This window comes from Bradyrhizobium sp. 186 (assembly GCF_023101685.1).
Lineage (GTDB): Bacteria > Pseudomonadota > Alphaproteobacteria > Rhizobiales > Xanthobacteraceae > Bradyrhizobium.
On the sequence record NZ_CP082164.1, the window covers coordinates 292,207 to 312,967 of the forward strand.

A 20,761-nucleotide genomic window follows, 5' to 3' on the forward strand; every position below is an offset into this window, starting at 1 on the left:
TCTTACATGTCACCATCCGACGAGGAGGCAGTGACGAGGCTTATCGCTTCGCCGCTTCCTTCTGCAAATCCGGGGCGTTGACGGCGGGAATGGCGACGCGGCCGGCGCCGGTCACCTTGAGCGCCTCGGCAGCCTTCTCGTTCTCCATGATCTTGGCCATCACGGCCTGACCCGCGCGCTCGAAGATCGCACGGTTCTCGATCACGAACTTTTGCGACTTGCGCAGGCTGTCGATGTAGCCGTTGATCTCCGGCACGACGTAGCGCGCGACCAGGTCCCAGCTCCGGCGCGTGTTCTCCGGATTGGCCCAGTCATGCACGAAGCCGATGACGGCGCCGACGCCGCCGGACACCTGCATCACGTTCTTGATCATCTTGACGAGATCGTCCGGCGTGCCGATGACGGACGCCGCGCCGTCGACGAAGGCGGTTTTGTCCACGGCCTCGTCGGGCGAGGCGAACGCGGTCAGGCCGGGCCGCTGCAGCGTGCCGACATTATATTCGTTGTGCCAGCGCATCAGGCCGGCGCCGGCCTCGCGGCGGGCCTGCTCGCGGGTCTCGGCGAGGTGCCAGGTCAGCAGCACGCGCCAGTTCGCCCGATCGACTTTTGTGCCGTGCTTCTTGGCGGCATCCTCGGCGAACTGCCATTGCTGCTGGAGCGACATCAGGCCCTGCGTCGTCATCGAGCCCAGCGAGATGATGCCGATGCCGTATTTGCCGGCAAGCGTCATGCCGGAGGGCGAGATCTGCGACGCCACCACGAACGGCATCTCCTCCTGCAACGGCAGGATCTGGAGCGCGGCGTCGTTCATCGTGAACCAGTCGCTCTTGGCGGTGACGCGCTCGCCATTGAAGAGCCGGCGGATCACGCCGATTGCCTCATCCTGGCGGTCGCGCTGGGTCATCGGGTCGATGCCGAGCGTGTGCGCGTCCGACGCAAGCGCGCCAGGGCCGGAGCCGAAGATGGCGCGGCCGCCGGTCATGTGGTCGAGCTGTACCATCCGCTGCGCGACGTTGTAGGGATGGTGATAGGGCAGCGAGACCACGCCGGTTCCGAGCTTGATCCGCTTGGTGCGCTCGCCGGCTGCCGCCAAGAACATCTCGGGCGACGCGATCATCTCCCAGCCGGAGGAGTGGTGCTCGCCGCACCAGAACTCGTCATAGCCGAGCGCATCGAGCTGCTCGACCAGGTCGAGATCGCGCCGGAACTGAAGCATCGGATGCTCCCCGATCGGATGATGCGGGGCAAGAAAGGCTCCGAATTTCAGGCGCGCCATGACGTTCTCTCCGGCTGGATTTTTTGTTTGTTGAGGCTGCGAAGCTACGTGCTGGCGACAGCGAAGGCAATCGCACGATGTCCCGCGCAGCGGAATGCAGGCATGCGACCAAGGTGCCTCTTCTCCCTCTCCCGGTTCTTACGGGGCGAGGTGAAGAGCGCGCGAATCCTACCTCTGAGGTAATCGCGGCACCGCATCAGGTCTGAAATTATCGGCGCCGAAATTCGAGGGGACGCGCACCGATGCATCAAGCCGTCACGAAACAAATCGATGCGGCCCGCCGCTGGTGGGTGCTGGCCATCGTCGTGGCCGCCCAGTTCATGTTCGGCGTCGACGCCTTCGTGGTCAACGTCGCGATTCCCACCATCGCGATCGATCTGCATGCGACGCCGGCGCAGATCGAATCCGTCATCGCGATCTACCTGATCGCCTATGCGACCCTGGTCGTCACCGGCGGCCGGCTCGGCGACATCCATGGCGCGAAAAACATATTCCTGGCCGGCGTGCTCGGCTTCACCCTGACGTCGCTCTGGTGTGGCCTGGCGCAATCCGGCGCCGAGCTGATCGTCGCGCGGCTAGCGCAGGGCGCGACCGCCGCGCTGATGGTGCCGCAGGTGCTGGCGACGCTGCATCTCCTGTTCACCGATGAATCGCGCAGCCGCGCCTTCGCCATCTACGGCATCGTGCTGGGGCTCGCGGGTGCCGCGGGATTCCTGCTCGGCGGTGTCCTCGTCACGATCGATCTCGCCGGCGCCGGCTGGCGTTCGGTGTTCTTCGTCAACGTGCCGTGCGGTCTCGTCATCGCAGCCGCCGCCTGGCGCATCATGCCGTCGGTGTCGCGCCGGGCCGGCACAAGGCTCGATATCAAGGGCAGCGCCGTGCTGTTTGCGGGGTTGCTCTGCCTGATCGGGCCATTGTTGTTCGGCCATGATGTCGGCTGTGCGCCGTGGTTGTGGGCGGTGATGGCGATCGGCGGCGTGATCCTCGCAGCGTTCCTGAGGCTCGAGCATGCGGTCGCGCGCGCCGGCGGCATGCCGCTGATCGATCTCACGCTGCTGTCGGACGCGGCCTTCCTGCGCGGACTCGGGGCGGCCTTCTTTTTCTTCGCCGCCAATCTCTCGTTTTATCTGGTCATGACGCTGTTCATGCAGAGGGGATTGCAGATCCCGCCGCTCTCGGCCGGCATGGCCTTCATTCCGCTCGCGCTCGCCTTCGTGGTGGCGTCGCGGCACAGCGGCGCGCGGGCGCGGCGGCGCGGCACCAAGGTGTTGATCGAAGGTTGTGCGCTCCAGATCGCGGGCCTCGCAGCGCTCGCGCTCGTTGCAGCTTACGTCGACGCGCCGACGCCGATTGAACTCGCGCTCGCGATGATCATCGTCGGTTACGGTCAGGGCCTGGTGATGGCGCCGCTCTCCGGCGCAGTGCTCTCGACTGTGAAGCCGGCCGCCGCAGGTTCTGCCTCAGGGATGTATGGCACCACCGCGCAAATCGGCAATGCGGCCGGAGTGGCCGCAATCGGCGCGGTGTTCTTCGCCGTCGAAGCGCTGCAATCAGCGCGCGCAGGATTTGTCGTCTCGCTCGTGCTGTTTGCGACGTTAATCATGATCTGCGCCGCATTTCTGGCGTGGATGCGCCGCGCATCTGCACGAAGTTGAGGCATTGCAGTGAAATACGTGCGGATTCCCCGTGAATTTCTGGTAATTGACAGCACACACACTTTTTATTTTGCGCTGCAGCAACTATCTGGTTTGGGTAACGTTGGAAGTCGCCCTCCAGGAGCTGCCGGTGTCGTTAACCAGAAATGTCGATCTCTTAAGACGTCTGCCACGGCTGGACGGTCTGCGCTTTGCCGAGTTCGGTTCAAGCGCTGATGCGTCCAGTCCGTTGGAGGAAGTCACGGGCGTCGGCGACAATCCCGGCAATCTGCGCATGTTCGCGTTCGTGCCGGCGCAATTGCAGCAGCCGCGCGCGCTCGTCGTGGTGCTGCATGGCTGCGGCCAGACTGCGGCGAGCTACGATCTCGGCGCGGGATGGTCGACGCTCGCAGAACACTATGGCTTCGCGCTTCTGATGCCGGAGCAGCAGCGCTCCAACAACGCCAACACCTGCTTCAACTGGTTCAATCCGGAAGACACCGCGCGCGACAGCGGCGAGGCGCGTTCGATCCGCGAGATGATCGCGCATATGGTCGCGACGCATCGCGTCGACGCACGGCGCATCTTCATCACCGGTCTCTCCGCGGGCGGCGGCATGACATCGGTCATGCTCGCGACCTATCCGGAGGTCTTCGCGGCCGGCGCGGTCATCGCGGGGTTGCCTTATGGCGTGGCGACCAACCTGCGCGAAGCGCTGGACGGCATGTTCCATTCACCCGAGCGTTCGGCGGACGAGCTCGGCGATCTCGTGCGGGAGGCCTCGAGCCATCGTGGGCCCTGGCCGAAGATCTCGGTGTGGCATGGCAGCGCCGATCGCACCGTCAATCCCGGCAATGCCAACGAGATCGTCAAGCAGTGGCTCGATCTGCATGACCTTCCGGCCGTGCCGATGGCGGAGACCAATGTCGACGGCTATCCGCGCCAGGCATGGTGGAATGGGAACGGCGAGACCATCGTCGAATCCTACACCATCACCGATATGGCACATGGCACGCCGCTCGGCGTCGCCGACAACGATCAGCGCTATGGCGTGGAAGGCGCGTTTCTGATCGAAGCCGGCATCTCCTCGTCCTACCACATCGCAAAGTTCTTCGGCCTGACCGGCTGGATTCTGGACGCGGCGAAGAAGGCGGAGGCAAAGCCTGCCGCCCCGCCGAAGCCGGTACTGTCGCCCGCACCGCATCTTGCACGCTCGATCCGCGCGGCAGTCGCCGAGCAGCCGGCCGCGCCGAAGCGCGAGACAGGCCGCAGCTTGGATATCGGCGAGATCATCACGCGGGCGCTGACCGCCGCGGGGTTGATGAAGTAGCTGCAACCCAGTTCGTCGTCCCGGACAAGCGCGCCTTAAGCGCGCGCCGATCCGGGACCCATATGTGGACGGCCCCCGTGGCACAAGAGCTTTTTGAGAGATCGGATCGCTTGCATCCATATGTCCGGCCTGTTGAGTGCGATGGATTAGATCGCTGGCCAAGATGGTTTGCGCGATGCGGGTTCCAAACAACCTGGCGACCTGCTGGCGGCCAATGGGTCCCACGGATTGTCTCGCATCGTTGCTCGATCGATCGCTCCATCTGCTCCTGCAGCTCCGGTCGGCCGGCGAGCGAGCCCGCCGGTCGGCCAATCTGTTAGGCGGCCCCTGCCGCAGCGGCATTCAACCGCGCCGCATCGTAACTCTCTCCCGTCACCATCAGCTTCCAGGCGATGCGGGCCACCTTGTTGGCGAGCGCCACGGCCGCAAGCTTCGGCGGCTTGCGCGCAATCAGCGCCAGCAGCCAACGTGAGTGTTGGCCGCGGCCTCGTCGGGCCTGCTGGATCACGGCCGTGGCCCCGATCACGAGCAGCCGCCTCAGATCCTCGTCGCCCGCCCGGGTGATCTTGCCAAGCCTGGTCTTGCCGGCGGTGGAGTGGTCCTTGGGCGTCAATCCCACCCAGGCCGCAAAGTGACGACCGGAGCGGAACGCCCGCGGATCCGGCGTCTTCATCACCAGCGCGGTGGCAACGATCGGACCGACCGAGGGGATCTGCGCCAAACGCCGGCCCATGGCATCGCCACGGTGCCAGGCCATCAGCCTGGCTTCGATCGCCTCCAGCTCGCTCTCGAGCTTGGCGCATTCGCGGCCCAGCACGACAAACAGCTCGCGCGCCAGGACGGGAAGCGTCTCGTCCTGCGCAATCTGCGCCAGCAACGGCTCGATCTTGTCCAGCCCCTTGGGCGCAATCAGGCCAAACTCCGCCGCATGGCCGCGGATCGTATTGGTCAACTGAGTGCGCCGGGCGATCAGCCCGTCGCGGATGCCCGTCAGCATCAATGCGGCCTGCTGCTCGGCGCTCTTCACCGGCACGAACCGCATGGTCGGTCGGCTCATCGCCTCGCAAAGCCCTTCCGCGTCCCGCCCGTCGTTCTTGTTCCGCGACACGTAGGGCTTCACCAGTTGCGGCGCCATCAGCTTCACCTCGTGGCCGAGCTTGCGAAGCTCTCGCGCCCAATATTGCGAAGCCCCGCAGGCCTCCATCCCGATCACGGTCGGTGGCAACTTGGCGAAGAACTCCGCCACCTGCTTGCGCGACAGCTTCTTGCGCAAGACCGGCTGCTCCGCCGCATCAACCCCATGCAGCACGAAAATATACTTCGACGTATCCATCCCAATACGGATAATCTGGTTCACGGGCGGCTCCTGCGAATGAGTTTCTGACAACCTCATTCTGGCACACTGATGCCGTAGGGGGCCGTCCACACCATCAACCACAGACTTGCATTGCAACCCGAGCCGGCAACCACGAGTCTTGGCCAAACTACGCCCTGTGGTTATGGATTCCGGGCTCGCGCTATCGCGCGCCCCGGAATGACGAATCGGCCGTCTGATCGATCATCTCGATCGGCGTCACCGTCACCTCGCCGCCGGCAACCTTCCGCGTCATCTCCTGATAGTGCTTGAAGAAGTCGCGCGATTGCAGCGTCTTCTGCGTGGCATCGTCGGTGACGCTGGCGAGATGGAAATAGTGGCCGTCGTCGCGGTTCTTCAGGCAGCGATAGCCGATCCGCCCTTTCAGCTCCGGATCGTCGTCGATCGCCTTGATGAAACGGCCGATCTCCTGGTGCCAGGCCTCCGTCGTGCCGTTCTTGAATTCGTATCTGATCATGAAGTGCTTCATGTGACGCTCCCTGTTCGTCGTGCGTCATCATCTGCGCGCTGGGAGCGATCCTGCAAGTATGGACAAAATTGATAGTATGGACTTTTTCACCGTCGCTCCTATCCTCGGCCGCGAGTTCAGCTGGCGCATGGAGGAGGCGACATGGCGAAGGCAAAGATGGTTCGCACCTGCCCGGTCGCGGCTTTTCAAAAAATGATCAGCGGCAAGTACAAGCTCCGCATCGTCTGGGACCTCAAGGACGGCCCGCGCCGCTACGGCGAGATCAGGAGCGGACTGTTGCGCGGCACAGAAGGCAGCGCCGAGATCACGCCGCGCGTGCTCAGCCGTGAACTGAAGGCGCTGACGCAAAGCGGCCTGATCGACCGCAAGGATTTTGGCGAGGTGCCGCCCAAGGTCGAGTATCGCCTGACGCGCAGGGGCAAAAGCTTCGTGCCCGTGGTCGCCGCGATCCGCGACTGGGGCGAGCGTCACCTCGGCGAAGCGGCGGCGCTGGCCGACGCCGCCGAATAATCCCGTTAAATCTCGCCGGTGATGAACGGATTGGTCATCCGCTCCTGGCCGATGCTCGAGCCCGCGCCGTGGCCGCAGATGAAGCCGACATCGTCGCCGATCGGCAGCAGCTTGGTCTTGATCGAGTTGATCAGCGTCGCGTGACTGCCGCCGGGCAGGTCGGTGCGCCCGACCGAGCCGGCGAACAGGACGTCGCCGACATGGGCGAAGCGCAGCTCCTTGTTGAAGAACGCCACGCTGCCGGGCGAGTGGCCGGGGCAATGCAGGATCTCGAACTGCAAGCCGCCGATCGAGACGCTGTCGCCTTCGTCGAGCCAGCGATCGGGTGCAAAGTTGCGCACGCCGGTCATGCCGAAGCGCGCGCCGCTCTCGACCACATTGTCGAGCAGGAACTTGTCGGCCACATGCGGACCTTCGATTGGCACCTTCAGCGCATCGCGCAGCTCGGCGGCGCCGCCGACATGGTCGATATGGCCGTGGGTGAGCCAGATCTTCTCCACGGTGACGCCGGTCTGCTTGATCGCGTCCAAAATCTTCGGCACGTCCCCGCCGGGATCGATCACCACGGCCTTCTTGCCGGGCTCGTCCCAGATGATGGTGCAGTTCTGCTCGAACAGCGTCACGGGAACGATGATCGCGCCAGCCTTTGCTGTTTGGGATTCGGCCTGCTGTGAGTCTTGGGTCTCGTTTTGCTCGGTCATGGCCTCACAATGCTGATTTTTGCCATGTCGCCAAGCAAAAGATTCGCGCCGGGGCCCGGGAACAGCCGCAGCAAGCGTCACACGGCCGTCCCAATTGGCTTGCTGGTTTGAACCGGGGCGTTCCTTGCGCGTTCTCTCGCGCGAGGGAGATTTTCAAGTCAGATTTGGGTGGAATTGCCGGCATGGCTCAGGGCGACGAGACTTGGTGGCGCGACGGCATCTTCTATCAGATTTACCCGCGCTCCTTTCAGGACTCAGATGGTGACGGCGTCGGCGATCTCGCCGGCATCCTCCGGCGGCTGCCTTACGTGAAATCGCTCGGCGTCGACGCGATCTGGCTATCGCCGATCTTTCCTTCGCCGATGGCCGATTTCGGCTACGACATTTCGGACTATACCGGCATCGAGCCCCTGTTCGGCACGATGGAGGATTTCGACGCGCTGCTCAGCTCCGCGCATGACAACGGGCTGAAGCTGATTCTCGATCTCGTGCCCAACCACACCTCCGAGCGGCATCCCTGGTTCGTCGAGAGCCGGTCCTCGCGCGACAATCCCAAGCGCGGCTGGTACATCTGGCGCGATCCGGGGCCTGACGGCGGCGTACCGAACAACTGGCTGTCCGAGTTCGGCGGCAGCGCGTGGCAGTTCGACGACACCACAGGTCAATATTACTACCACGCCTTCCTCGCCCAGCAGCCAGACCTGAACTGGCGTAATCCGGAGGTCCGCGCGGCGATCTACGGCGTGATGCGGTTCTGGCTCGACAAGGGCGTCGACGGTTTTCGCGTCGATGTGATCTGGCACCTGATCAAAGACGCCGAATTCCGCGACAATCCGCCAAACCCGCATTACGTCGAGGGCCGACCGCCGCACGAAAAGATCCTGACGCAATACTCCACCGACCAGCTGGAGGTGCATGACGTCATCGCCGAGATGCGGCGCGTCACCGATGCCTATGGCGCGCGCGTGCTGATCGGCGAGATCTATCTGCCGCTGCATCGCCTCATGGCCTATTACGGCAACGATCTCACCGGCGCGCAGATGCCGTTCAACTTCGCGCTGCTCTCGACCTTCTGGAGCGCGCGGTCGATCGAGAAGATTGTCGAGGATTACGAGCAGGCGCTGCCGAAAGGCGCCTGGCCGAACTGGGTGCTCGGCAACCACGACCGTCCGCGCGTCGCAAGCCGCGTCGGGCCGGAGCAGGCCCGTGTTGCCGCCATGTTGCTCCTGACATTGCGCGGCACGCCGACGCTCTATTATGGCGACGAGATCGGCATGCATCAGCTCGCGATTGCGCCCGAAGACGTGCGCGATCCCTTCGAGAAGAACGTGCCCGGCATCGGCGTCGGCCGCGACGGCTGCCGCACGCCGATGCAGTGGGATTCCTCCAACTTTGGCGGCTACTCGGAAGTCAGGCCGTGGCTGCCGCTGCCGGAGGACCATATCCGTGAGAACGTCGTCAATCTCGAAGCCGATACTCGCTCGATCCTCAGTCTCTACAAGCGGCTGATCGCGTTGCGGAAGACATGTCCTCCGCTGGTCTCGGGCGACTATCATCCGATCGCGGCGCAGGGCGATCTGCTGGTCTATCGCCGCGAGGCCGAGGGCAGGGCGATGATCGTGGTGCTCAATCTCGGCCCCGACCCGATCGCCGTCACCACCAGCTCTGTCCGCTTCGGTAGCGAGATATTGCTGTCGACGTTTCTCGATCGCGAGGGCGAGAGGCTAGAAGGCGTGCTGGATTTGCGTGGGAATGAGGGGGTCGTGGTGGCGCCGCCCTCTTAACTGTCGTCCCGGCGAAGGCCGGGACCCATAGCCACAGGAAGTAGTTTGACGAAGACTCTGGGTTACTACCTGCGCGCCAAATTTTTCCCTGGGGGTATGGGTCCCGGCCTTCGCCGGGACGACAGCTGAGAGTGTGGCCGCATCACCTCGGATGCGCTCCCCCGCGAGCCGTATTCCCGCCGACGTCGCTGCGCTTCAGCAGATAGTCCAGCCCGCCGACGCGGTACCAGCGATAGCCGTAGGGCTCCAGCACGATGCGGTGCTGGCCGCGTTTGTCGGCGTGGCTGTGGTCTTCCGCGAGCAGGTTGATCAGGTGCTCTCCCGCGTCGCCGGGCAGCCGGACCGAGAACGCGATCTCACGCTGCTTTTCGTCGAGATTGTGCACGAACAGAACGGAATTGTTGCGCCAGTCGTAGCGCACGATGAAGACGGCGGGATCGCGCGTTGGAACGATCGCGAAATCACCCCAGCCAATTTCTGGCACCTCCTTGCGCATGCGGACGATGCGCTCGGTCCAGTTCAGCATCGAATTTGGATCGCGCCGCTGTTTTGCGGCATTGACGTGTTCGAACCCGTAGGGGCCCTTGTCGATGACCGGGCACGCCGGCTTGTCGCTCTTGGTGAAGCCACCCCGCGGCTCGGTCGACCATTGCATCGGCGTGCGCGAGCAATTGCGTTCGGGCAGCGAAAGATCGTCGCCCATGGCGATCTCGTCGCCGTAACGGATCACAGGCGTTCCCGGCAGCGTGCACATCAGGCTGTAGGCCAGTTCGAGCCGCCGTCGGTCGCCGCCCAGCATCGGTGCGAGGCGGCGGCGGATACCGCGGTCGTAGAGCTGCATGTCCTTGTCGGGACCGAGGCGTTTGAACACGAGGTCGCGCTGCGCCTTGGTCAACCGGCCGAGATCGAGCTCGTCGTGATTGCGCAGGAATAGCCCCCATTGCGCCGAGGCCGGCCGCGGCTTGGTCGCCTTCAGCGCTTTCGCCAGCGGACGGGAGTCGCCGGAGGCCAGCGCATAGAACAGATGCTGGTTGACGTGGAAGTTGAACATCATGTGCATGCGGTCGCCATCGCGGCCGAAATATTCCATGTCCGTTTCCGGCAGCACGTTGGCTTCGGCGAGGATGATGGCATCGCCCTGCCGCCATTGCAGGAATTCGCGGAACGCGCGCAGCATGTCGTACTGTTCGACCGGCTTCTTCATCTTCGCGCCCTTCGTCGCAATCACGAACGGCACGGCGTCCATGCGGAAGCCGGACACGCCGAGCTGGATCCAGAAACCCATGATCTTGAGGATCTCGGCCTGGACGTGCGGGTTCGAGGTGTTGAGATCGGGCTGGAAATCGTAGAAGCGGTGGAAGTACCAGGCGCCGGCTTCCTTGTCGCGCGTCCATGTCGACTTTTGCACGCCGGGAAACACCATGCCCTGGTTGGCGTTGGCGGGCTTCTTGTCGGACCACACATACCAGTCGCGATAGGGCGAATCCTTCGAGCGCCGCGCCTCCTTGAACCAGTGATGCTGGTCCGAGGTGTGGTTGACGACGAGATCGATGATGACGCGGATGCCGCGCTGCTTGCAGCCGTGGGTGAATTCGACGAAATCGCCGAGCGTGCCGTAGCGGGAATCGACGCTGTAATAGTCGGCGATGTCGTAGCCGTCGTCGCGGCCCGGCGAGGACTGGAACGGCATCAGCCAGATCGTGGTGATGCCGAGGCCGTGCAGATAATCGAGCCGGCGCAACAGGCCCTTGAAATCGCCGACGCCGTCGCCGTTGGCGTCCATATAGGTGCCGACCGACAGGCAGTAGAACACACCGTTCTTGTACCAGAGATCGTCGATCATGCGCCGCAGCCTCGATGCTCCGCCCAGGGCCCGGCGGCTGCGTGATAAGTGCTGGGGGAAGGGGGAGGTTCCCGCCGCTGCCGTCGTCCCGGGGCGCGACGTCGTCGCGAGCCCGGGACCCATACCCACAGGATTGGGTTTGGCGAAGACTCGGGGTGATCGGCCTCGCGTCACAACTGCTCCCTATGGTTATGGATTCCGGGCTCGCGCTTCGCGCGCCCCGGAATGACGGAGGGATAGAGGTCGCATCTCTCGAACAGTGTGCGCACACAACGGAATCGGCTACACTTCCCCCCATGGACAACACCGCCCGCAACATCGCCCTCGTGCCGCCGCCCGACGGGCGTCAATCCGAGACGGCGCTGGCGATCGCGCGCGGCACGGCGCGGCTGCTGCGTTCGCTTGGTTTCGCCTGCATCAGCGAATTGCCGCTGCCGTCAGGCCGGCGCGCAGATCTCGTCGCGCTGAACGAGTGCGGCGAGATCTGGATCGTCGAGATCAAGTCGTCGGTGGAGGATCTGCGCGCCGATCAGAAATGGCACGAATACCGCGCCCATTGCGACCGGCTGTTCTTTGCCTTCACGCAGGATCTGCCTTGCGAGATTTTTCCGGAAGGCACCGGCCTGATCATTGCCGATGCCTATGGCGCGCATCTGCATTGCGAGGCGCCCGAGCACAAACTGCCCGCGCCGACGCGCAAGCAGATGACGGTGCGCTTCGCGATGGCGGCGGCGCTCAGGATCAACCGGCTGGTCGATCCGCAGGGGCACGCGGATTTTTGGGAATAGCGGGGCAGCGATTTCGTAGCCCGGATGGAGCGCAAGCGTAATCCGGGGTCGCCTGCCGTGCGAGAGATCCCGGATTTTGCTTCGCTCCATCCGGGCTACGCAGAATTACCTCGGCGCGCGCTTCGCAAGAATGCGCTGCAACGTACGCCGGTGCATGTTGAGCCTCCGCGCCGTCTCCGAGACGTTGCGGTTGCACATCTCGTAGATGCGCTGGATGTGCTCCCAGCGGACGCGGTCAGCCGACATCGGGTTTGCAGGCAGCTCGGATTTGTCCGTGCCGGTCGAGAGCAGCGCGGCGACGACGTCGTCGGCGTCGGCCGGCTTGGAGAGGTAGTCGATTGCGCCCATCTTCACCGCGGTGACGGCGGTGGCGATGTTGCCATAGCCGGTCAGCACGATGGCGCGGGCTTCGGGCCGCTTCTTCTTCAGCGCCGAGACCACGTCGAGGCCGTTGCCGTCGCCGAGCCGCAAATCGACCACTGCGAATGCGGGTGCAGCCTTGCCGATCTGTGCGAGGCCATCCGAGACGGTGTCACAAGATGTCACCGCGAAGCCGCGGGTCTCCATCGCGCGCGACAGCCGCTCCAGAAACGGCTTGTCGTCCTCCACGATGAGAAGCGAGCGGTCGGTCTGTTCGTTCAGTTCGGCGATGGCGTTCAAGGTTTTGTCCTCTCTCCAGCGCGTCTACATATGGCGTCGCAATCGGGTGGCGCCAAGGCCGCCAATAGTCGATCGGCCGTGTTGTGCGACGCAAGGTCGCGGTCTATCCTATTGTTTCTTCGAAGGTCTCGATAGCCTCAAAACGCTCCCTCGGCCACGCAATCTGGACTACCGCACCGTGGTCCGGGAAGGTCCGATTGGTAAACGAGACCTTGGCGCCGGTGCGTTCCAGCAAGGTTCGTGCGATGAACACGCCCAGCCCGAGGCCGCCGCCTTCATCCTGGGTGCGCCGCCGCGACAGATACGGCTCGCCGATCCGGTTCAACATATCGGGCGGAATGCCCGGTCCATCGTCGGAGATCACGATCTCGATGGTGTCGTTGTTCCACCAGGCATTCACCTCGGCGGTGGTGCGCGCGAAATCGACGGCGTTCTCGATGATGTTGCCGACGCCGTAGAGGACCGCCGGGTTGCGCGAGCCGACCGGCTCGGTCGCGGCGGCAATCGCAATCCGTATCTTGATGTCGACGCCGAAGTCGCGGTGCGGCGCCACCACCTCCTCGATCAGCTCCGACAGCTTCATGCGATCGAACGGCGCGCCGGTGGAGGAGAGCTGGGTGATCTTGCTCAGGATGTCGCGGCAGCGCTGCGTCTGTTCGCGCAAGGTTTTCAGGTCGGCGGCAAAGATCGGCTCCTTCACGGTCTTTTCCAGCTCGCGCGAGATCAGGAAGATGGTCGCGAGCGGCGTGCCTAGCTCGTGCGCGGCGGCCGCAGCCAGCCCGTCGAGTTGGGTCAGATGCTGCTCGCGCGTCAGCACCAGTTCTGTTGCAGCCAGCGCGTCCGCAAGCTTCCGCGCCTCCTGGGTCACCTGGAACGAGTAAAGGCTTGTGACGCCGATCGCGAGCACGATCGAGAGCCAGACGCCGACGAGATAGATCGGCGGCAGCACCAATGGGTCATCCGCGTCCCAGGGCAGTGGCAGATAGAAGAAGAACAGGATCGAGGCGCAGGCCACGGCCAGGAGACCGAGGCCGAATGTGAGGCGGGCGGGCAGCGCCGTGGCCGAGATCAGCACGGGCGCGAGGAACAGGAACGAGAACGGGTTCTGTAGCCCGCCGGTGAAAAACAGCAGCCCCGCCAGTTCCACGATGTTCAGCGCAAGCAGTCCGGCCGCCTGGATCGGCTCGAGCCGCTGCATCGGATTGGCCGCGGTTTGCAGAGCCAGATTGAGCGCTGCCGACAGGGCGATGATGCTGACACAGGGGACGATCTCGACGTTGAACTCGAGCCCCTGCGCCACGATGAAGATCGCGGCGAGCTGGCCCAGCACCGCGAGCCAGCGCAATCGCAGGATCGTGTCCAGGCGGATGTGTCGCTGCGCGTGGCGGAAGTTGGTGTCGGCGGTCTCGGTCATCTCGGCCAATCTAGTGATGCGCGTGTCCGGTCACAAACACGCCGGCTCACTTCCAGTCTGGTTACAAGCTTCTTACGTCAAGCCTTTACATCAAGTCTTTACATCAAGCCTTGCGCTCCGCCGTGCAATGGCGGAAGAACGCCCAGCATGACCGGGAACGACAATGCTTCAAGTCGGCCGACTGTCGCGGATGGCACTTTGTCCGCGGTGATCGAGGCCGACCGTCTCGTCAAGGTCTACAAGCAGACCCGCGCGGTCGACGACATCTCCTTTTCGCTTGCTCGCGGCAGCATCACCGGCCTTCTGGGCGGTAACGGCGCCGGCAAGACCACCACCATCGCGATGATCATGGGGCTGGTGCTGCCGACTTCCGGCCGCGTGCAGGTGCTCGGGCATCGCATGCCGGAGCAGAGCGCCGCGGTGCTGGGGCGGATGAATTTCGAGAGCCCCTATGTCGACATGCCGATGCGGCTTACGGTGCGGCAGAACCTCACCGTCTTCGGCAAGCTCTATGCGGTGAAGAATCTCGCCGACCGCATCGCAAAGCTGGCCGACGATCTCGATCTCACCGAATTCATCGACCGCGCCAACGGCAAGCTCTCCGCGGGCCAGAAGACCCGCGTCGCGCTCGCCAAAGCGCTGATCAACCAGCCCGAACTGTTGCTGCTGGACGAGCCGACCGCTTCGCTCGACCCTGATACAGCCGACTGGGTGCGGGCGCATCTGGAGACCTATCGCAAGGCGCACAACGCCACCATCCTGCTGGCCTCGCACAACATGCTCGAGGTCGAGCGGCTCTGCGACCGCGTCATCATCATGAAGCGCGGTCGCATCGAGGACGACGATACGCCGGAGGCCATCATGGCCCGCTACAACCGCACCACGCTGGAGGAGGTGTTTCTGGACGTCGCGCGCGGCCGGGTGAACGGCGTCCCGGAGGACGCGCGATGAGCGAGTTCGTCCTTTATCGCGGCATTTCCGTGCAACGCATCGGCGCGATGATCCTGCGCTACTGGTATCTGCTGATGTCGTCCTGGCCGCGGCTGCTCGAGCTGCTGTACTGGCCGGCGCTCCAGGTCATCACCTGGGGCTTCCTCCAGCTCTACATCGCCCAAAACGCCAATTTCTTCGCGCGCGCCGGCGGCACACTGATCGGCGCGGTCATCCTCTGGGACATCCTGTTCCGCGGACAGCTCGGCTTCTCAATCTCGTTTCTGGAGGAGATGTGGGCGCGCAACATCGGCAATCTCATGATGAGCCCGCTGAGGCCGATCGAGTTTCTGTTGTCGCTCATGATCATGAGCCTGATCCGGCTCGCGATCGGCGTCATTCCGATGACGCTGCTCGCGCTGTTCTTGTTTCACTTCAACGTCTACGGTCTCGGCCTGCCGCTGATTGCCTTCTTCTGCAACCTGATCTTCACGAGCTGGGCGGTCGGCATCTTCGTCTCGGGACTCGTGCTGAGGAACGGGTTAGGGGCCGAGAGCATCGTCTGGACCTTGATGTTCGCGATCCTGCCGCTCGCCTGCGTCTACTATCCCGTCAGCGTGTTGCCCACCTCGCTGCAATATATCGCCTGGGCGCTGCCGCCGACCTACGTGTTCGAGGGGATGCGCGCGCTCCTGATCGAACAAACCTTCAGGACCGACCTGATGCTGGCTGCGTTAGTCATCAATGCGGTGCTGCTGGTTGCATCTTTTGGGGCATTCCTTGCCCTTTTGCGCAGCGCCAAGAAACATGGCTCGCTGCTGTCGGGCGGTGAATGACCTCACTTTCTCGTGGATTCAGACTGATTTGGCCGGGCAGGCTGCGTAGATGTGCGGTACCATGCATTGACGCAATATTGCGCATTCGGCAGTATGCTGCGATGCGAAGAGGAATTTGACAATGCCTATTGGTGAGTTTGGCGGCGCGCCGCCCCTGGCGGCCGAAGGCAGTCCGGTCCTGACGACGCCGATGTACTGGATGTACGAGATGGCGCAGGCCTCTCTCAATCCGGCGCGCGCCATCACCGACGCGATCAGGCTCCTGTTTCAGAATCCGCTGAATCCCTGGGCGCGTACCGAGGTCGGCAAGTCGGTGGCCGCGGCCTGCGAATTGTTCGAGCGCACCACGCGGCGCTACGGCAAGCCGGAATGGGGTCTCAACGACACCGAGGTCAACGGCATCCGCGTCCCCGTCGAGGTTCACTCCGTGTGGGAAAAGCCGTTTTGCCGGCTGCTCTACTTCGAACGCAAGTTCACCCGTCCGCTGCGCAGTCCGCAGCCGCGCGTGCTGATCGTGGCGCCGATGTCCGGTCATTACGCGACGCTTCTGCGCGGCACGGTCGAAGCCCTTCTACCGGCGCATGACGTCTACATGACCGATTGGGCCGATGCGCGCATGGTGCCGCTCAGCGAAGGCCGTTTCGATCTCGACGACTACATCGACTACGTGATCGAGATGCTGCACGTGCTTGGCGGCAACAACCATGTGATCGCGGTGTGCCAGCCCTCGGTTCCCGTCGTCGCCGCCGTCTCGATCATGGAAGCGCGGCGCGATCCCTTCGTGCCGACCTCGATGACGCTGATGGGCGGTCCGATCGACACGCGCCGCAATCCGACCGCGGTGAACGACCTCGCCCAGGAGCGCGGCATCGACTGGTTCCGCAACAACGTCATCACCAAGGTGCCGTTCCCGCATCCTGGCATGATGCGCGACGTCTATCCGGGATTCCTGCAGCTCAACGGCTTCATCAGCATGAATTTCGATCGGCACATGGATGCCCACAAGCAGCTCTTTGCCAATCTGGTGAAGGGCGACGGCGACCTCGTCGACAAGCATCGCGACTTCTATGACGAGTATCTCGCGGTGATGGATCTCTCTGCCGAATATTATCTGCAAACCGTCGACACCGTGTTCGTGAAGCACTCGCTGCCGAAGGGCGAGATGACCCATCGCGGAACTCGCGTTGATCCCTCGAAGGTCACGCGCGTGGCGTTGATGACGGTCGAAGGCGAGAACGACGACATCTCCGGTCTCGGTCAGACCGAAGCGACGCACGCATTGTGCAGTTCGATTCCCGATCATCGCCGCGTTCATTACGTCCAGAAGGGTGTCGGACATTACGGCGTGTTCAACGGCTCGCGCTTCAAGTCGGAAATCGTGCCGCGGATTCACGATTTCATGGTCTCGGCAGCGAATCCGAACGCATCGCAGGCTCTCGCAGCCGAATAGCTGCGTTTTTCGGCTTTCCCGTCGAAAATCCGGACCCTGCCGGAGCCGTCGGCAGGGCTCGGGTTCCGCCAGATTCGCGGTATTTAGGTAGCTTTATAGGAGTGAGTCTGTCCTCACCCCTTGGGGAGGACACATGCGTCCAGCGGGGGCGAAAAATTGGGGTTCCGACCCCAGTCTGTAGGGTCTCCCGGACGCCAGACCCCTGTATATTGGGCAAATGATTTGTTTTTGCGCCGAGCGCTTTCCCTGGCGGCGGTTATGGCAGAATCGGGGCGCACTCCTGCCCCCCGGACTGACAGACATGGCCACTCGCGCGCTCCTCTATCGTCGGCCCCACGAACCAAAGACCCTCCTGATCACCCACGGATCGCAATTTTTTGCGATTCGGCTGCGCCGGCACCGCCGAGCGCGCCGTTACACGCTGAGAATTCATCCGAGCGACCGCGAAGCCATCCTCACCATGCCGCCGCGCGGCACGCTCGCCGAGGCAAGGGACTTCGCGCAGCGTCACGGCGCGTGGATCGCGGCGCGTCTCGGCCGCTTGCCGAAGGCCGCACCGTTCCAGCCTGGCACAGTGATACCGCTTCGCGGTGTTCCCCATCGCATCGTTCATCGCGCCGGCACACGCGGCACGGTGTGGACGGAAGTGCGTGACTCCGGTGAGCGCATTCTCTGCGTTGCCGGCGGCGTCGACCATGCCGACCGTCGCGTCCATGACTTCCTCAAGCGCGAGGCGCGCCGCGATCTTCAGCGTTCGGCGGAAGCCTATGCCGTCGAGTTCGGCGTCAGGGTCAAGCGTCTCTCGATCCGCGATCAGTCCAGCCGCTGGGGCTCCTGCACCTCGGCGGGCTCGCTGTCGTTCTCCTGGCGCCTGATCCTCGCGCCCCCCTTCGTGCTCGACTATCTCGCCGCGCACGAGGTCGCCCATCTCGTCGAGATGAACCACTCGGCGCGGTTCTGGCGGGTGTGCGGGAAGGCCTGCCCGTCAATGGAGCGCGCCAAGAAGTGGCTCGATACGCACGGCAATGACCTGCACCGGTACGGGGCCGAGGATTAGGACTCGGTGCTGATCGAGTAGACGCTGTCGTCGCCCGGCTTGACCGGGCGACCCAGTACGTCGCAGCGGTCGTTGTGAATCTCGATGTCTCGGATACTGGATTCCCCGCCGGAGCCTGTCATCGGCCTCGCCGAAGGCGAGACCCGGTGGCGGGGAATGACGGTTGAGGATAAGGACGTTTTCGCGTTTTCGCGCGACTTATCCCATACGCTGCGGTAATTGCGCGGCGTTCGTTATTTGCCCCGCCGCCTCAAAGCTTTCGTTCGATCCACCGCGCATCGCGCCGGCAATCACCGGCTACTGTGCATGGGGTTGTTTTCGCGTTTTTTGTTTTGAGGCCATCAGGACCTCAGGCCGAATCTACCTGTTCCCGCCGAACAGCCGGTCCATCAACCAGCCATCGAGTCCTGCCGCGGCCTCCGGCCGCGCATTGGCGCGCGTGGGGGGCGGGCGATAGCTGCCATTGTTGGCCGGCGCTGGCGCTGCCGGTGTCGGCGGCGACACTTGCGAGGCGGCTTGCGCGAGGTTCGACAGACCCCAGCCGCCTTGCGAGCTCGGCAGGTTTGCGACCGGTACGCCGTCGTGCGCCGTGCGCATGAAGCGCGACCAGACCTCCACCGGCAGGCCGCCGCCGGTCGCCTTCTTGGTCGGCGAGTTGTCGTCATTGCCGAGCCAGACGCCGGTGACGAGGTTGGCGGTGTAGCCGATGAACCAGGCGTCGCGGTAATCCTGGCTGGTGCCGGTCTTGCCGGCCGCCGGCCAGCCCGGGATCTCCGCCTTCTTCGCGGTGCCGGAGATCAGCGTCTCCCGCATCATCGTGTTCATCATCCCGACCATGCGCGGATCGATCACCTGATTACGCTCGTCAGCCTGGCGCATGTAGAGCAGCTTGCCGTCGAGCGTCTTGATCCGTCTCACCACATGCGGCGCCACCGCGAAGCCGCCATTGGCGAACGGTGCATAGGCGCCGACGAGTTCGACGACCGAGACCTCGGAGGTGCCGAGCGCGATCGAGGCATTGGGCTCGAGCTTCGAGGAGATGCCGAGCCGGTGCGCGGTGCGCACCACGTTTTTTGGTCCGACCTCGAGGCCGAGGCGAATTGCGACGGTGTTGAGCGACATCGCGAGCGCCTGCGTCAGCGTCACGGCGCCGAAATATTCATGCGTGTAGTTCTCTGGCTTCCAGCCCTTGACCTCGATCGGCGCGTCCTGGCGGATCGTGTCCGGCGTCAGCCCCTGCTCGAGCGCGGTCAGATAGACGAACGGCTTGAAAGAGGAGCCCGGCTGGCGCTTGGCGGTGACCGCGCGATTGTATTGGCTGTCGGCATAATTGCGCCCGCCGACCATGGCCCGTACCGCGCCGTCCGGCGTCATCGCCACCAGTGCGCCCTGGCTGACATTGAACTTCACGCTCTTGGCCGCGAGCTCGTCGATGATGGCGGCTTCTGCCACGCTCTGAAGCTTTGGGTCGATCGTGGTCTCGACTGTGATGCTCTGGTCGATCTGGCCGACGAGATCGTCCAGCACCTCGCCGATCCAGTCGGCGACGTAGTTCACCGTGCCGGCGCCGACAGGCTTCACGTTGTAGGAGGGATGGCCGATCGAGGCCTGCGCCTGCGCTTCGGTGATGAATTTTGCATCCGCCATCGCCGTGAGCACGATCCGCGCGCGCTGCTCGGCGCCTTCCGGATTGCGGTTCGGCGCGAGCCGCGAGGGCGATTTGACGAGGCCGGCTAGCATCGCGGCTTCGGCGACGGTGACGTTCTTGGCCGACTTGCCGAAATAGCGTTGTGCCGCAGCCTCGACGCCGTAGGCGCCGGAGCCGAAATAGACGCGGTTGAGATAGAGTTCGAGGATCTCGTTCTTGGAATGCTTGCGCTCCAGCCAGATCGCGAGCTCCGCCTCCTGCAGCTTGCGCTGCATGGTGCGTTCCTGGGTCAGGAACAGGTTCTTCGCGAGTTGCTGCGTCAGCGTCGAGCCGCCCTGCGATACGCCGCGATGGAGGACATTCGTAACGGCGGCGCGCAAAATGCCGATCGGGTCGATGCCGAAATGCGAATAGAAGCGGCGGTCTTCGATCGCGATGAACGCCTTGGGCAAATAAGGCGGCAGGTCCTTCAGCGAAACGTTGGCGCCGGCCATCTCGCCGCGCTGCGCCAGCATACTGCCGTCGATGCCGACGATCTGGATTGTGGGCGGGCGTTTGGGGATCTCTAGCGACTGAATCGGCGGCAGATGGGCGCCGACCCAGATTACGACGCCGATCACGGCGATTCCGCCCCAGAGACCCAGCACCGCGCCCCAATAGACCAGGCGGCCGATGCCGAAACCGCCGCGCGACTTCGACCGGTGCTTGGCGCCGCTGCGGCCGGCCGGCGCCTTCCGCTCACGCGGCGGCTCGCCGCCGGAATTCTCGCTCTTGCGCTTGGCGGACGATTTCGCGGATTTTTTTGGCTTGTCGTCGGCGTTGGGGATGCGGTCCGCCACCGTCAGGCGCAGATCGGCGAGCGCCGCGGGCAAGCCGAATAGCGGCTCCTTCCGCCCGCCGCCCTTTTTCTTTCCCCACGCCATACGAAAAACGCCCGGTCAGCCCGCCCCGCCGCACGCTAGCGGTCGCTGTTTAAGGCCCGGTTACCCGGAGCTTAACGCGCGATTAGGAGGTGCGGCATTCGTCCGCCGCAGTTCCGTTAGTGCGGCGGGGAAG

General features: G+C 63.9%; 17 protein-coding genes. 9 read left to right on the forward strand and 8 right to left on the reverse strand.

Annotated features, from left to right (window positions below; all coding sequences use genetic code 11):
* Window positions 1-40 precede the first annotated feature (40 nt).
* The gene (locus IVB18_RS01375) at window positions 41-1,276 is read right to left on the reverse strand and encodes an LLM class flavin-dependent oxidoreductase (RefSeq protein WP_247987561.1); all 1,236 of its coding nucleotides are present in this window, start codon (window positions 1,274-1,276) and stop codon (window positions 41-43) included.
* 242 nt (window positions 1,277-1,518) lie between these two features.
* On the opposite strand from IVB18_RS01375, the gene IVB18_RS01380 reads away from it, so the two are divergent.
* Both IVB18_RS01380 and IVB18_RS01385 read left to right on the forward strand, forming a co-directional pair.
* Window positions 1,519-2,931 carry an MFS transporter gene (locus IVB18_RS01380; RefSeq protein ID WP_247987562.1) on the forward strand — a complete coding sequence of 471 codons (1,413 nt, stop codon included), beginning with the start codon at window positions 1,519-1,521 and terminating at the stop codon, window positions 2,929-2,931.
* 130 nt (window positions 2,932-3,061) lie between these two features.
* Window positions 3,062-4,240, forward strand: a complete 1,179-nt coding sequence (locus IVB18_RS01385) for a PHB depolymerase family esterase (RefSeq protein WP_247987563.1) — start codon at window positions 3,062-3,064, stop codon at window positions 4,238-4,240.
* A gap of 316 nt (window positions 4,241-4,556) precedes the next feature.
* On the opposite strand, the gene IVB18_RS01390 is transcribed toward IVB18_RS01385, so the two are convergent.
* Together IVB18_RS01390 and IVB18_RS01395 are read right to left on the reverse strand one after the other, a co-directional pair.
* A complete protein-coding gene (locus IVB18_RS01390) occupies window positions 4,557-5,597 on the reverse strand; it encodes an IS110 family transposase (protein ID WP_247987014.1) in 1,041 nt (346 codons plus the stop codon).
* Window positions 5,598-5,757: 160 nt separating this feature from the next.
* Window positions 5,758-6,084, reverse strand: a complete 327-nt coding sequence (locus IVB18_RS01395; RefSeq protein ID WP_247987564.1) for a hypothetical protein — start codon at window positions 6,082-6,084, stop codon at window positions 5,758-5,760.
* A 141-nt stretch (window positions 6,085-6,225) separates the two neighbouring features.
* On the opposite strand from IVB18_RS01395, the gene IVB18_RS01400 reads away from it, so the two are divergent.
* The gene (locus IVB18_RS01400) at window positions 6,226-6,594 is read left to right on the forward strand and encodes a helix-turn-helix domain-containing protein (RefSeq protein ID WP_247987565.1); all 369 of its coding nucleotides are present in this window, start codon (window positions 6,226-6,228) and stop codon (window positions 6,592-6,594) included.
* 5 nt (window positions 6,595-6,599) lie between these two features.
* On the opposite strand, the gene IVB18_RS01405 is transcribed toward IVB18_RS01400, so the two are convergent.
* Window positions 6,600-7,295, reverse strand: coding sequence for an MBL fold metallo-hydrolase (locus IVB18_RS01405; protein ID WP_247987566.1), 696 nt, complete (start codon window positions 7,293-7,295; stop codon window positions 6,600-6,602).
* Between the two features lie 182 nt (window positions 7,296-7,477).
* Here IVB18_RS01405 and IVB18_RS01410 point away from each other — a divergent pair, with 182 nt between their 5' ends.
* The gene (locus IVB18_RS01410) at window positions 7,478-9,079 is read left to right on the forward strand and encodes an alpha-amylase family glycosyl hydrolase (RefSeq protein WP_247987567.1); all 1,602 of its coding nucleotides are present in this window, start codon (window positions 7,478-7,480) and stop codon (window positions 9,077-9,079) included.
* A 142-nt stretch (window positions 9,080-9,221) separates the two neighbouring features.
* On the opposite strand, the gene IVB18_RS01415 is transcribed toward IVB18_RS01410, so the two are convergent.
* Complete coding sequence (locus IVB18_RS01415) at window positions 9,222-10,922, reverse strand: alpha-amylase family protein (protein ID WP_247987568.1); 1,701 nt, start codon at window positions 10,920-10,922, stop codon at window positions 9,222-9,224.
* A gap of 296 nt (window positions 10,923-11,218) precedes the next feature.
* Between IVB18_RS01415 and IVB18_RS01420 the strand changes: the two genes are divergently transcribed.
* On the forward strand, window positions 11,219-11,710 hold the full coding sequence (locus IVB18_RS01420) for an MmcB family DNA repair protein (RefSeq protein WP_247991936.1): 492 nt from the start codon (window positions 11,219-11,221) through the stop codon (window positions 11,708-11,710).
* A gap of 105 nt (window positions 11,711-11,815) precedes the next feature.
* On the opposite strand, the gene IVB18_RS01425 is transcribed toward IVB18_RS01420, so the two are convergent.
* Entirely contained in the window at window positions 11,816-12,370 is a 555-nt protein-coding gene (locus IVB18_RS01425; protein WP_247987569.1) for an ActR/PrrA/RegA family redox response regulator transcription factor, read from the reverse strand.
* Window positions 12,371-12,473: 103 nt separating this feature from the next.
* A complete protein-coding gene (locus IVB18_RS01430; RefSeq protein WP_247987570.1) occupies window positions 12,474-13,784 on the reverse strand; it encodes an ActS/PrrB/RegB family redox-sensitive histidine kinase in 1,311 nt (436 codons plus the stop codon).
* 147 nt (window positions 13,785-13,931) lie between these two features.
* On the opposite strand from IVB18_RS01430, the gene IVB18_RS01435 reads away from it, so the two are divergent.
* The 4 genes from IVB18_RS01435 to IVB18_RS01450 all read left to right on the forward strand — a co-directional run bounded on the left by IVB18_RS01435 (window position 13,932) and on the right by IVB18_RS01450 (window position 18,057).
* Entirely contained in the window at window positions 13,932-14,735 is an 804-nt protein-coding gene (locus IVB18_RS01435; RefSeq protein WP_247987571.1) for an ABC transporter ATP-binding protein, read from the forward strand.
* Complete coding sequence (locus IVB18_RS01440) at window positions 14,732-15,550, forward strand: ABC transporter permease (RefSeq protein ID WP_247987572.1); 819 nt, start codon at window positions 14,732-14,734, stop codon at window positions 15,548-15,550. Before IVB18_RS01435 ends, IVB18_RS01440 begins: the two co-directional genes overlap by 4 nt.
* 121 nt (window positions 15,551-15,671) lie before the next feature.
* Window positions 15,672-17,000, forward strand: coding sequence for a polyhydroxyalkanoate depolymerase (gene phaZ, locus IVB18_RS01445; RefSeq protein ID WP_247987573.1), 1,329 nt, complete (start codon window positions 15,672-15,674; stop codon window positions 16,998-17,000).
* Between the two features lie 217 nt (window positions 17,001-17,217).
* Window positions 17,218-18,057: a SprT family zinc-dependent metalloprotease gene (locus IVB18_RS01450; protein WP_247987574.1), complete on the forward strand. Its 840-nt coding sequence runs from the start codon at window positions 17,218-17,220 to the stop codon at window positions 18,055-18,057.
* 360 nt (window positions 18,058-18,417) lie between these two features.
* Here IVB18_RS01450 and IVB18_RS01455 read toward each other — a convergent pair whose 3' ends face one another.
* A complete protein-coding gene (locus IVB18_RS01455; protein ID WP_247987575.1) occupies window positions 18,418-20,628 on the reverse strand; it encodes a penicillin-binding protein 1A in 2,211 nt (736 codons plus the stop codon).
* Window positions 20,629-20,761: the final 133 nt, after the last annotated feature.